The organism is Mediterraneibacter flintii, assembly GCF_055387595.1.
Map to the genome: position 1 here is coordinate 3349305 of NZ_AP031405.1, position 13655 is coordinate 3362959.

Annotated in this window: 11 protein-coding genes and 1 riboswitch; of the genes, 3 read left to right on the forward strand and 8 right to left on the reverse strand. The window is 40.5% G+C overall.

The window, feature by feature from the left end; genetic code table 11:
- Positions 1 to 2: 2 nt before the first annotated feature.
- From ACZ5C4_RS16060 to ACZ5C4_RS16070, 3 genes are read right to left on the reverse strand one after another with little or no spacing between them, the layout of a single operon-like run.
- On the reverse strand, positions 3 to 1052 hold the full coding sequence (locus ACZ5C4_RS16060; protein WP_464521859.1) for a 2-hydroxyacid dehydrogenase: 1050 nt from the start codon (positions 1050 to 1052) through the stop codon (positions 3 to 5).
- Positions 1027 to 2229, reverse strand: coding sequence for a zinc-dependent alcohol dehydrogenase (locus ACZ5C4_RS16065; RefSeq protein WP_464521860.1), 1203 nt, complete (start codon positions 2227 to 2229; stop codon positions 1027 to 1029). Before ACZ5C4_RS16065 ends, ACZ5C4_RS16060 begins: the two co-directional genes overlap by 26 nt.
- Positions 2230 to 2249: 20 nt before the next feature.
- The gene (locus ACZ5C4_RS16070; protein WP_464521861.1) at positions 2250 to 3095 is read right to left on the reverse strand and encodes a class II fructose-bisphosphate aldolase; all 846 of its coding nucleotides are present in this window, start codon (positions 3093 to 3095) and stop codon (positions 2250 to 2252) included.
- A 235-nt stretch (positions 3096 to 3330) separates the two neighbouring features.
- Between ACZ5C4_RS16070 and ACZ5C4_RS16075 the strand changes: the two genes are divergently transcribed.
- Positions 3331 to 4428, forward strand: a complete 1098-nt coding sequence (locus ACZ5C4_RS16075; RefSeq protein ID WP_464521862.1) for an alcohol dehydrogenase catalytic domain-containing protein — start codon at positions 3331 to 3333, stop codon at positions 4426 to 4428.
- Between the two features lie 141 nt (positions 4429 to 4569).
- On the opposite strand, the gene ACZ5C4_RS16080 is transcribed toward ACZ5C4_RS16075, so the two are convergent.
- Together ACZ5C4_RS16080 and ACZ5C4_RS16085 are read right to left on the reverse strand one after the other, a co-directional pair.
- Entirely contained in the window at positions 4570 to 5649 is a 1080-nt protein-coding gene (locus ACZ5C4_RS16080) for a zinc-dependent alcohol dehydrogenase (protein WP_464521863.1), read from the reverse strand.
- A 32-nt stretch (positions 5650 to 5681) separates the two neighbouring features.
- A complete protein-coding gene (locus tag ACZ5C4_RS16085) occupies positions 5682 to 6626 on the reverse strand; it encodes a carbohydrate kinase family protein (RefSeq protein ID WP_464521864.1) in 945 nt (314 codons plus the stop codon).
- A gap of 353 nt (positions 6627 to 6979) precedes the next feature.
- Here ACZ5C4_RS16085 and ACZ5C4_RS16090 point away from each other — a divergent pair, with 353 nt between their 5' ends.
- Both ACZ5C4_RS16090 and ACZ5C4_RS16095 read left to right on the forward strand, forming a co-directional pair.
- Positions 6980 to 8050 (forward strand): NAD(P)-dependent alcohol dehydrogenase, encoded by a 1071-nt coding sequence (locus ACZ5C4_RS16090; RefSeq protein WP_464521865.1) that lies wholly within the window; start codon positions 6980 to 6982, stop codon positions 8048 to 8050.
- 159 nt (positions 8051 to 8209) lie between these two features.
- Complete coding sequence (locus ACZ5C4_RS16095) at positions 8210 to 9601, forward strand: APC family permease (protein WP_464521866.1); 1392 nt, start codon at positions 8210 to 8212, stop codon at positions 9599 to 9601.
- Positions 9602 to 10000: 399 nt separating this feature from the next.
- On the opposite strand, the gene ACZ5C4_RS16100 is transcribed toward ACZ5C4_RS16095, so the two are convergent.
- From ACZ5C4_RS16100 to ACZ5C4_RS16110, 3 genes are all read right to left on the reverse strand, one after another.
- Positions 10001 to 10735, reverse strand: a complete 735-nt coding sequence (locus ACZ5C4_RS16100) for a cell wall hydrolase (RefSeq protein WP_464521867.1) — start codon at positions 10733 to 10735, stop codon at positions 10001 to 10003.
- Between the two features lie 243 nt (positions 10736 to 10978).
- Entirely contained in the window at positions 10979 to 12580 is a 1602-nt protein-coding gene (locus ACZ5C4_RS16105) for a potassium/proton antiporter (RefSeq protein ID WP_464521868.1), read from the reverse strand.
- 26 nt (positions 12581 to 12606) lie between these two features.
- Positions 12607 to 13233, reverse strand: coding sequence for an ECF transporter S component (locus tag ACZ5C4_RS16110; RefSeq protein WP_464521869.1), 627 nt, complete (start codon positions 13231 to 13233; stop codon positions 12607 to 12609).
- A 205-nt stretch (positions 13234 to 13438) separates the two neighbouring features.
- A riboswitch (FMN riboswitch) is annotated at positions 13439 to 13579 on the reverse strand.
- Positions 13580 to 13655 lie beyond the last annotated feature (76 nt).

Here is a 13655-nt window from a genome sequence, read left to right on the forward strand (position 1 = left end):
TCTCAATTCACAACATGAATCCACTCTCCTGTTTCCAGATAATGACGCACTGCTTCTTCCATAATATCGAAAGTAATTTCAAATACATTCGAACAAGTACCAGCTAAATGAGGAGTCAAAGTCACATTATCCAAACTATAATACGGATGGTCAGATGGAATAGGTTCCTGCCTGTATACGTCAATTCCCGCCCCTCCAAGTTTTTTTTGTGACAATGCTTTTATCAGTGCCTCTTCATCTACTAGCCCCGCCCTTGCTGTATTTACAAAAAAACAGGTTGGTTTCATAAGCGCGAACTCTTTCTCCCCTATCATATTTTCTGTCTCCTTCGTCAGGCGGAAATGTACAGAAATGACATCCGAAGATTTACAAAGCTCTTCCAAATCTACTACCTTGTATCCACTCTCTTCCAGCTGTTTTGCATCTGCATAAGGATCATATACCAATACATTTGCTTCAAACGCGTTCATTATGTTTGCTACTCTCATTCCCACTGCTCCGCAGCCTATAATTCCTATATTTTTACCTTTTAAATTCACACTGTATTCGCTGTTTGCATAGTTGCTGCTCTTGAATTCCCCCTGCATCATATAATGATAAGAACGCGCAATATTCTTCATTTCCGCAATGATTAGCCCCACTGTAAATTCAGACACCGGAACTGCCAACCTTCCCGGTGCATTTACAACTTTCACACCTTTTTCGGCTGCATAAGCTGTATCCACGTTTTCCACGCCGCTTCGCATAATACACACAGCCTTTAATTTTTTTCCGGCATCTATCACTTTTTTAGGCACAGGACTGATATGAGAAATAATAATATCCGCATCTTTCGCCGCTAAAACCAAATTTTCATTTACCGGCAACGCATCCGGCCCTTTCTTCTCCAATGTCAAAAACATCTCATTAAACTTATCACTGTTATCTATCTCCGGACGATCTTCTACAATATGTACAGAACAATCATATTTATTCTCCAGTTCTTTCCATCTTTCCATTTCGGCAGTCTTTCTGACTGTAAAATCATTAATTACTACTATCTTCGTTTTCATCTGCATCCTCCTCAAACACTAAAACAGACTTTACATAATCTACATCTTTCATCTTTTTTAAATGAGGCAGCAATTCCTCCAACGAGTGAAATTCATGAGTAAAAACTTTTTCAAAAGGAATTTCTTTATATTTTTTCAAAAGACGGAATGCACGATTAAATGATTTCGGAGAATTGGCGACTACACTTGTAATATGCGCATTTCTGCTAAATATCACATCCCCAATATTAATTTCATATTTAGGCGCGTTCTCATCCTCCATAGCATTTCCGATTTCTACATAGGTGCCAAGTTTGCGCACCATCTGAAGCGCTTCTATACAAGACTGCGGATTATTTGCACAGTTAATAACAATATGCGCCCCGCCGCCTGTCATCTCTCTTATTTTGCAAATCCTCTCCTCCACCGACAGGTCTTTGACATTCAGCACTTCGTCAGCTCCTGTAATTTCCTTGGCCCTTTTTAATTTTTCATCTGACCTTCCTGTAAAAATCAACTTTTCACACCCCATATAACGATATATCATACCTGTCAGAATCCCAATCGCCCCAGGCCCTACAATCAAAACAGTACTTGTTGTACTAAAGCCTTCATTTAGACCTCCCATAGATGTCATTGTCTGTTCAATAGCACGCACCGCTACTGCTGTAGGATCTAAAAGTACCGCAATTTTAGAAGGCATATTATCTGGAATTTTCCACACATATGTATTCTTATAAATATGTACATATTCCGCAAATCCACCTTTAAAGTACGGATACATTTCTGGATCATGGTTCATCGTCGTCTCATTTCGTCTGAATACCCCACCATAAAAAAAACCATTATCACATATACCACATACTCCATCACCATAAGTCATACAGCTGTCACATTTCCCACAAGTTACCCAAGGATATACAACAATACGTGCTCCGATTTCCAATTCTCCTCCATAGCAGTGAATTGCCTCCTTTGCTTTCGCCCCCATGCTGATAACCCTTCCGGCAAATTCATGTCCTATACATCCCGGCGTGTGTTTTGACTTATCTTGTATAAATCCCTGGTCGCCCCCACATACCGCAGCGGCCTCCACTTTAATTACAAGTCCGTCCTCTAATGGCTCCGGAACAGGATGTTCTTGTATCTGTACATCATAATATCCTGCACAAGCTGCTAATTTTCCTGTTTTTTTCAAAATCATCCCTCCTATAATTTTTATAACGATTTTGTGCCAAAAATTTCAATATGTTCACTAACAATATCCGTAATTGCTTTAGAACCAATTTGAATAATATTTGTCATTGTCACTTTATCACGTTCTTTCATCACAGCTCTTACCGCTTCACCTGCCCCAAGCGTCATACCTGTATAGAAATTAATTTTATTTATACCGTGCGCAATTGCCTTTTTAAAATCATCCGGTCTCAAACCGGAGCCTCCATGCATAACTAAAGGAATCGGAAGTTTATCTCGAATCGCCTGTAGTCTTTCATAATCCAGGTTTGGTTCTCCTTTATATACACCATGTACTGTTCCAATCGCAATAGCAAGGCAATCCACCTTCGTCTCTTCGTAAAATCTAACTGCTTCTTCTACAGTCGTATAAGCACTGGCATCCGGTACATTGCCATCTAGCATATTCCCTTCATGTCCCGCCACATGTCCAATTTCCGCCTCTACTGTCACACCGCATGCATGCGCCACTTTGACAACCTCTTTTGTAATTCTTACATTCTCTTCAAATGGAAGTGAAGAACCGTCAAACATAACAGAAGTGCAGCCTGCATGTATTGCCCGCATCGCCTCTTCATAAGTAGGACCATGGTCTAAATGCAACGCTACAGGGACACTGCTTTTTCTGCATTTATCCAGTGTATATTGGATAAATTCTTCCTGTTCCGGATTTGCTTCCACCAACATCAGAATAATCGGTGTGTTTTTCATCTCAGCCGCTTTTAGGATGGCATCTGTCGCGACACAATCCAATGTATCAAATGCCCCTACCGCATATTTCCCTTCAATACTTCCCTCCAGAATTTCTTTCATAGTTACAAGTGACATCTTGTTACCTCCTTTGTCTTTATTTTCATTAATTAAATTTTATATCTGTTTTTTTCATTTGTCAACGAGTTTTTTATTATACAAAACTATAATTATCCTTTTTTTATTTGTTTAATATCTTAATATCGTTTTTTATTTTTATTTATTAAATTTAAAATTGACATTTTCCCCCATGTGATATATGATACAAATAAATAAAAATCACCCTAAAAAATAAACGAAAGGAGTTACAAAAATGGAACATCAAAAAACAATGCGAGCAATGATTATCGAAACCATGTACGGGGGTAGAAAGGCTACGAAAATTACAGACGTGCCTTATCCGATATGTCATGACAACCAAATAATTTTGAAGGTAAAAACATGCAGTATATGCAAACACTGTGAAGCTTTTTACGATGGGGGCGGCAGCGCCAGTATGGTGAAACCGAAAGATTATCCCATTACTTTAGGACACGAATTTTCCGGCGAGATCGTAGAAGTAGGTAAGGACGTACATCATTTAAAAATCGGAGACCGCGTTACCGTTGACAATACAGTTCTCTGCGGAGAGTGTTATCACTGCAAAAGAAACGAGCCTCTTTATTGTGATAACTTTGGTTCTATGGGACATAATCTTCACGGCGGATTTGCTGAATATGTCGTTGCTTTAGGAGAGAAAGCATTCTTAATTCCCGACAATATCTCCTACAACGAGGCAGCCTGCACGGAACCCGTAGCATGTTGCATGCACGCTATGGATCGTATGCAGATGCGGTACGGTGACAATGTGGCAATTCTAGGAGCCGGTTCTATGGCTTTGATTCTGGCACAACTGGTCAAAAATTCTTCCGCCGGCCATACCGTTGTAATCGGTTCTACACAAAGTAAACTAGATATCTGCCAAAAAGAATTTGGTATCGATACGTTGTTGATGAACAGAGAAGATTACTCTATACATGAAAATATAATCAAGAATCAGTTTCCCCATGGTTTGGATATCGTCATTGATACTACCGGCTCTGCGAAAATGGCGAACAGCGCACTGCGCATGTTAGGAAAAGGTGGAAAACTAATTATGTATACACAGGTAGACGATATGAGCATCGAAGATCCTGCTAACTTCACCAACTATGAACAGTCAATTATTATGGCTTACTGTCAAACTCATAATTATGGCCGTAGCCTTGATGCACTCCGAAGCGGAAGGGTAAATTTAAAACCGCTTATCACACATGAATTTTCGCTAGAAGACTATATGAAAGCATTAGATACCAATTTAACAGACCGAAATTCTTTGAAAGTAGTAATTCATCCCGAATGGGAAAAAGGTAAAACAAAATGTAACCTCTGATTTCCTTAAGCAAAAACTACGCTCTAAAAAGTATACAATTTTCCGTTTAAAAAAGAACCGTTGTAAAACAGACGAAAAATAAGTTGCCTTACAACGGTTCTTCTTTTTCAACTATACATGTTATACCTTGTTTTATCGTTTTTATGGATGATAAACTACCTTAATCGCCTCACGATTTAGCATCAATTCTACACCTTTTTGGTACTCATCCAACGGAAGGACATGCGTAATCGGCGTTTTTGCATCTAGTAACCCTGCTTCCAACAATTTTAAACAATTATGCCAGGAAATCGGATTATAACCATCGTGTCCTATAAGAGAAATATTTCGGAATGCAATTTTGTTAAATACATCTAGAGATAAATCTTCACCTTTAAATTCTAATCCAACGCGCAGAATCTTTCCTCCTCTTCTGGTGATATCTGCGGCTGTCCCAGTCAATGCAGCAGGACCTGCACATTCATAGGTGCACGCTACTCCTTCTCCGTCCGTTCTTCTTAAGATATACTGCTTAATATCCACCGTATCTGTCTCCAATATCTCTGTAGCCCCCATCTTCAAAGCAGCTTCTCTATGCAATTTAGATGTACTTTTTCGTACGATTGCAAAAATACGCACGGCGCCTGCCACTTTTGCTGCATTTATACATGCGAGTCCAAGCGGTCCTGTACCAATCACCGCTACGCTTTCCCCTGGCAAAAATCTTCCCTGCTGGCAAACCGCATAGTATCCATTTGCTATCGGGTCCAGAATCGCTGCCTCTTCATAAGAAATGTTATCCGGAATATGTACCAGACAGTCTGGCATACGCTCCAGTATATCCCCACCTATCTTTACATACTCCGCAAAACCACCGTCTAGTTCAAAGCCCAATCCAAGTCTATGTTCACAATTGAGGGGATTTCCTGCACGGCAGCCGCTGCACACACCACACACCCATCCTGTATTGTCAGAAGCAACTCTATCACCCGTCTTCCAATGTTTCACTCTACTTCCAACTTTCACAACCTCTCCTGCAAATTCATGACCTATAGTAACTCCTATATTTCCACTCGTTTCTATTGTTCCTCTATAAATATGCATATCAGATCCACAAAGCCCTGCCGCTTTTACACGGATTAAAATATCACTGTCTCCTATCCGGGGAATTTCTTTTTCCTGCATTCTGATTCCCCGTGCACCTTGTTTCACTTGAACAATCGCCTTCATTTTCTCCTGCACTTTTTCGCCTCCTTTATTTAATTAATTAAATTTTATAATTTTCTCAATTTCATCTTTCTTATAAAATCTTCCACCTGTTCCCTGCTTTTTATAGCTCCATTCGCTCCTACATGCTGAACAGAAATAGCTGCAACTGCAGTTGCAAAACGGCAGCACTCTTTCAACCCCTTATCTTCTGCAAGCGCACACATAAATCCTGCCGCAAAATTATCCCCAGCACCCGTTGTGTCTAACACTTTAACTGTATACGCCGGCATACGTATCTCTTCTTGCAAATTTTTTATATAGCTCCCCTCTTTCCCCACCTTTATCACTACATTTTTAATTCCATATTCTAATAAAACATCCGCCATATCCTCCACGTGTTTCTTCCCTGTCAGAATTTCAGCCTCATAATCATTTGGGAAGAAGTAATCAATATAAGGCAGAGCTTCTTTTATATTTTCCAACGGACATCTGTTTTCCCCTGCAATTACATCCGCGCATACAATACTTCCATTTTCTTTAGCCGCTTTTACAACGCGTAGTATATTCTCCTGGTTCGTAAAGGGCTGCACCATCAGAGACCCCAGGGAGACAATTTTAGCTCCCTTCAGATAATCCAACGGAGGAACAAAGTTCCACGCTTCCGTATTTGGCGGACTGACAAAATTTCTCTGTCCATCCGGTCCAATGACAACCACATTAATACTGGAAACATGCTCGTCATTATAGATAAAATATTCCGTATCTACTCCGGCTCCATTCAGCACCGTTTTAATTAAATCACCTGTATTATCCCTTCCAACCCCTGCAACCAGTTTCACAGGAACACCCAACGAAGACAAAACAACCGCTTCATTTGCAGCATCTCCTCCAATCGCAAACCCAACACTGTCCGCGCGCTTTTGCTCTGACTCAAAAGGAGTCGAAAAATCAGCTCCCTTTATCAGCACATCAATACCACACATTCCTACGCAAACCACTCCAGATTTCATACATATTTCCTCCTTCATTTTTTGTTTATTTTGTAGTATTTTTCCTCCTTATTATTTATCACATCCAGTAAAATGTCAACATTATTATTTTTATTAATTCAATTTATTTGTTAATATTTCATTGACATTCGGTTTTATTCCTTGTATTATATCACTAAATACAACAATTCAATTTTAATTAAGCAGCAGTGCTACCACCATAGAGTTTGTAAATCCGAGATATTACGGTTCCATCCAGAAATCCCAGGAAAATATCGTATATAGCAAAAAAGCACCATCACAGCTGGTATCATATCAAGTGCACGTACGGTTATTTGAGGGCAAATACAATACACTCTGTGGTCCAGTCAGCAATGCAGCAAACAGAAGGAGGCTTTGCACTTATGAAAAATCAAACAGCGTATCTAACAGCAGCAAAACAATTCGAAATCAGAAATTCCGAAATTCCAATTCCCGGCAAGGACGATGTATTAGTACAGATAGAACATGTGGGTATCTGCGGTTCAGACATCCTTTTCTATAACGATCCTACAGTCGGAGGGGAATTAACAGTCACGCTCCCTATCGTATTAGGACACGAATGCGCCGGTATCGTTACAGCCGTAGGAGATAGCGTACGTCATATAGAGCCCGGGGACAAAGTTGCTCTGGAGCCGGGAGTTCCCTGTGGGAAATGTAATTTTTGCAGAAGCGGAAGATATAATCTATGCCCGGATGTTATTATGATGGCTGCTCCTCCTTTTAAAACCGGAGCACTGAGCCGATATGTAAAGCATCCAGCCGCCTATACATTCAAACTCCCCGAAAACGTCTCCACATTAGAAGGAGCTCTTATTGAGCCACTTGCCATCGGCCTGCACGCAGCAGAACGGGCAAACGTGTCTCTGGGGCAATCTGTGCTTATTCTTGGCGCCGGCTGTATCGGACTTATGACATTACTCGCCTGTAAGGCTCGCGGCGCTGGTAATATTATTGTTGCAGATTTGTTCGATAACCGCCTAGAAATGGCAACAAAGCTCGGAGCCACGACCGTAATCAATTCCACCCACACTGACTTATCGAAAGAAGTCCGGGCGCTCACAGGGGGAAACATGACCGACCACGTATTCGAAACAGCTGGCAGTCCACACACTACCAAACTCATCCCATTCCTTGTCAAACGCGGTGGAGCTGTCACAATGGTCGGAAACGTTCACGGGGATGTTCCTTTTGATTTCAATACATTCAGTCCACAGGAAATTACCATGACTACAGTCTTTCGCTCCGTAAACGATTTTCCGAAAGCCATCGAAGGGATTACTCACGGATATATCTCTGTAAAGGAAATGATTTCTAACCGTTTCCATTTCGCGGAAACAGAAAGAGCATTCGAACACGCTTGTAACCATAAACAAGAAGTTATGAAAGTAATAATTGATTTGTAATAAGCCTTATATTTTTACATTATTATTTATTATATTTAATATCGACACACTACCTTTTATATAGTACGGTTAATATAATGGATAATTTTATATAAAACAAAAATAGATCTTATTTATTGAAAAGAGAGAATTTGTAATAAATTATGGGAGGTTATTTATATGAGTGATGCAAAAACGCAGACAAACGAAACTTCTGCTAAAAACAAAAAATTATTAAATACATTTGATATTTTTTCTCACGTAGTGGGAAATACGATTGGCGCCGGTGTTTGGGTTATGCTCGGTCTTGGTATCGCAGTAACCGGAAAATCTATATCCCTTGTTATGGTTGCCGGAGCTTTTCTTATGCTTTTGGCTTATTCTTTTAATGTGATCATGGTTTCTATGTTTCCCCTAAAGGGAGGCGACTACAGCCAGAAAACGCTTCTATTTACGCCTTTAATTGGAGGAATCGTCAGTTACATGCAATTAGTAGACGGATTCGCCTTTTCGCTGCTCTCACTATCAGCCTGTGAATTCGCTGCTACCGTAGTACCCGCTGTCGAAAACTATACCACGATTATCTGCCTTATTATCATTAGTTTATTCTTTATCTCCACTATAGTCGGAGACAAACTGGTTGCTAAAATCAAAGGAATCCTCGTCATATGTGTCCTACTTTCCATCAGTGTTTTCATTGTAGTAGGTTTATTTAATCTTAAATCCGGATATATCACTGAAGGAGATTTCTTTTCCGGCGGTTTAAAGGGCTTCTGGTCTGCTCTTTCTTTAACTGCTTATGCTTCCATGGGAACCACTGTAGGAGCTGTTAATCATGCATATGTAACAAAGGAACCCAAAAAAACTGTTCCAAAAGGAATTCTTTTAGGTACTCTGGTTGTTGGAATTATCTATGGCTTAATGGGAATTGTAGCAACAGGCATACTCCCAATGGAAGATGTTATGGGAAAATCTGTACTCCTTGTCGCACAAGCAATCCTTTCTCCTAAAATTTACGCTTTATTTGTCTTTGGAGGTATTTGTTTTGCTCTCCTTGGCTCTATGATGGGACAGATTGCCATGCACCGTTATCCAGTGGAACAAGTTGCCGATGACGGTTGGCTTCCCAAAGTATTCCGCACAAAAACAAAGTCCGGATATCCCATCGTAATCATGGGACTGTTTTATGTAGTATCTATTGTTCCCATTTTATTTGGTTTTGATCTTGACTTTATAGTGTCACTACTGACTATCCCCGGCTTACTGCTAAATGCTTACTGCAATCTTGCCTGCCTTTCCATTATTAAAAAATTTCCCCAGCAATGGGAGCGCAGCAGCATGCATATGCCTTACCCACTGGCTGTTCTCCTGTGCTGCTTAGGTACGGCGGCATGTCTAGTTGTCGTATATAATCTTTTTATCGGAGAAAATACTGTACAGAAAATTATACAGGTAGGAATTACAGTCGGAATGGCACTCCTCGCCTTCGTTCGATTAAAGACCGGAGCTGTAGACGTTGCCAAAATAGAAGGTAAAGCAGCTCTTGTCAAAGCTGAAGCAGAAGAGTATTAATTTAATTGACGAAAAAATTTTACACAAAAAGAGAAGGCTGTGCAATGCAGGTCAAAGCTCCACTTAAAATCTCCTACTTATGTACTACCTTCTCTTTATACTTACGTTCTTCTTCAATTAAATTCACAATTTCAGACAGAATAAAACCAACTTCACGTTTCCACAAGTCCCTCATCAGAAAAATTCGTCTACTTCCGATTGAGTATATAGCTACAGGAAGCCGATTTCTTCCGTTGAGAACTATAAACTTAAGCTGCGAAAGTGTGAGTGTGAAAAAGATGCTTTGCGTGAGTAAGGAATTTCGGCGAAGCCCTGACGAACGATGCAAAGCATCTCTTTCACACGTCCCTTTTGTCGCTTAAATTTTATATTTCGTCAATTAACTTTATATTTATATCCCTAATGGAAATAGTGATCTCCTATCTGGATTCCCCAATTTCCATTTCCAAAGGACATGCAATCCCCCACAGGATTGCTGCCTGCCAGCGCGTCTGCCGCCGCCTGCATTGCGGTGTCTGTATAGCCGCCACTAGCAAGCACAGAATCCAGCCAGCCGGTCATCGCTGGTCCAAATTGTCCCGGCTGATAAATAACTTCAGATATTGTGTTTGGATACGCGCCGCTTCTGACACGATTCATCACAACTGCACCGACAGCCACCTGTCCTTCATAAGGCTGATTACCTGCTTCGCAATATATCAATGCTGCTAAAAGTGTCTGATCATCCCAGGATGCCTGTACACCCACTTCTTGACTCCAGGAAACTGCCGTCTGAGTCTGCGCCTCTGCCTGCGCTCTGGCTTCTTCCTCTGCTGCCTGTGCCGCCTCCTGTGCAAGTCTTTCTTCTTCCGCTTTCTTCTGTGCTTCTTCCTGCGCCTTTTTTTCTTCCTCTTTTTTATTAACAATGTATAATGTTTTAGCTTTTTCTGCTGCTCCCTTCGTATCTTTTAATGCTTCGTCCGGTATCTCTCTTAAAAGTGTTTCCAGAGTCCACTCCCCATCCCTCTGGTTTAGAGACATAACCGGTGCCGCCCCACTTCCCGGCTGTGCTGCCAGACTGTCAAATCCAGGCACAGTCACTGTGCACATAGTAACAGCTGACATCATCGCAATAAATTTTTTATATTGTTTCATACTCCTACCTCCTGATTATTGCAATATCTTTGCATACATATTATGAAATATACGTTTATAATTTCATAAATATTACAGATATTACAAAAATGTTACAGGCGTTATTCTAATATAAAAAATTCATCTTGTCAACTTTTTTATTTCTACATCAGTCGACCTTTCGTCATAATCCGTCTTAATTCTCCATCTCAAAATTCTCGAAATCCCTTCAAAATTTTCTGTTTTCATAGAAAATCTGCACTACTATCCCTGTCGTTCTCCCGTACTAAAAATAAGTGTATCCCCTTCATAAATCTTTGTATCGCCTTTCGGTATCACAGTTGTTTTATCGCTACGTCTGATCAAGACAATCAGACGATTTTGAGGATTTTTCATTTCACATATCTGCTTTCCAATTCGCGTATCTCCCTTCTCTATCCTCTGTTCGTCCAATACTGTATCCTGTGCTCCCTGATAGGACTCACCACTTAATACCAGAACATCTCCTTCCTTCAGTGTCACCTCTCCCCGTGGAATAATCGCTTCACCCTCGCGTTCAATCAAGACAGCAAGTATCCCTCCTAATTTTAAATCTCGAATCTTTTTCCCAATATATTTATGCCCTTCCTTTAATCTTATCTGAAGTAACTGCATCTGCTGTTCTTCCTGATAATCACTAAATGTTTTCATAACTGTCTGTTCTGTGTCAATCATATCCAGCTTCCGCGACACATATGGAAGCAACATTCCTTGGAAAGCGACGGAAATCAGTGCGACACAGAATACGACATTAAACACATAACTTTTTGTATATACTGGATTGACTGTTACCATAATCGCAAATACAATAGAGGCCGCCCCGCGAAGCCCGGAAAAAGAAACTAAGAGTTGTTGTCTGACTGAGGAACGAAAAGGTGCGAGAAGAAGTATCGTCGCTAATGGACGTGCGATACAGGTAAGCCCAAGGAAAATCACTACCGCCTTACTCAACATAGGCAGTAACTCCGACGGAAACACCAAAAGCCCCAGCAGAAAGAAAATAAGAATCTGGGCAAGCTTGTCGATTCCTTCAAAAAAATGTATAAGAGAAATCTTATTTCCAAAATTCGCATTTCCTACAATCATTCCTAAAAGGTAAACACTCAAATATCCATTGCCCCCTAAAAAGGCAGGGCCTGCATATGAAAAAAGTACCATCGCTGCCATTAAAATTGTATCAGCACCTTCTATATCAAATTCTATTCTTTCAAAAATTTGAACTGCCAGAATTCCGAGTCCTACTCCGAACATAATCCCAAATCCAAGCTGTCTTATTACCATAAGGAAGATATTCTGTCCGTCTCCTCCCATCCAGCTTAAAACTGCCATCGTCAACATATAAGAAAAAGGGTCGTTGCTTCCACTTTCCACTTCTAAAAGAGAAGCGGTCCCTTCCTTTAGAGACAAATTTTTCGAACGCAGAATAGAAAACACAGAAGCAGCATCTGTAGAACCTATTACAGCCCCTATAAGTAACCCCTCCTGTATACTCATTTCTAACACTAAGTGACAGAATATTCCTGTCACTCCTGCCGTTATTAAAACACCCAGTGTTGCCATCGAAACCGCTTTTCCAAGAACCGGTTTAGCCGCTTTGAAATTTGTTCCAAATCCACCATAAAACATAATAAAAACAAGGGCGGCAGAACAGATTCTTTCCGCCGCCTTAAAATCATCAAAAGGAATTTTTACCAATCCTTCGCTCCCAAAGAGCATGCCAATTCCCATAAAAAGCAATACTGCCGGTATCCCTAATTTTGAGGTGAACTTATTTGTCAAAATACAGACCGCAATCACTACGGCACACATCATTATTGCCATTTCCATCTAAGCTCCACCTCCTCGTTCTATGTCTAACGCATCTTAAAAACCGGACTGATTTTTTTATAAATCAAGAAAACAATCAACGATGCCAGTATTCCCTTTAAAAGATTAAATGGTGCAACCGCCAACACTACAAACGTCGAAAGACTGGTAATATGGCTGTTTACCGCTGTCCCCATATCCACCAGTGCTTCCAGTGGCATGCCAAAAGCTGCCGAATATGCAGGAAGCAATACATATGCATTTATCACGCATCCAATCACTGTCATCAAAAGCGTACCTGCAGCCATACCAAGCAAAGCACTTTTTCTTGTACGGTTTCTCTTATAGATAATTCCTGCCGGAACACAGAGGGCACATCCAATCAGAAAGTTGGCAATTTCTCCTACCCCCGCGGTAGTTGTTCCTTTTAGTACCAACGCAAGCAATATCTTCACAAGCTCCACTGCTGTTCCAGCCAGTGGCCCCATTGTAAAGCACCCTATCAAGACGGGAACTTCACTAAAATCAATCTCATAAAATGATGGTGCGAATGGAAGCGGAATTTCAAAAAACATTAAAATCAATGCCAGTGCCGCTAACATTCCAACCTGAACAACCGTCTTTACTCCTGAGCTTTGTACCTGTTTTCCTGCAACATTTGTCTCTGTACTCATTTTATTTCTCTCCTTTTCTCATTGTCCTGCCGGACATTTTGATAATTTAGAAAAGAAAAAAATCTTCCTGGCAATTCTGTCATTTTCACAGTTACTTGTCTCCGAATCTTTCATTCTAGCTTTCTGTACAGGTTATTATTTCAATTTAAAAATAAAGAAAACCCCGAATGACTATTCGGGGCCACGTCACCACTTTCATATGACACAATTTCTTCTCTCATCCAGACTTTACTGTCGGTACCGGAATTCACAGCACTCTACTGTGTCACCGGTTCAGCCACCTTATACAAGGCAGGTCGCGGACTTTACCGCCGGTTGGGACTTGCACCCGACCCCGAAGAATTTTTCTTATATTATGTATTATATCTATACTTGTGCGTGATTTCAAGGTATTTTTTTAAGTTTTCATTTTAGTAGATGCT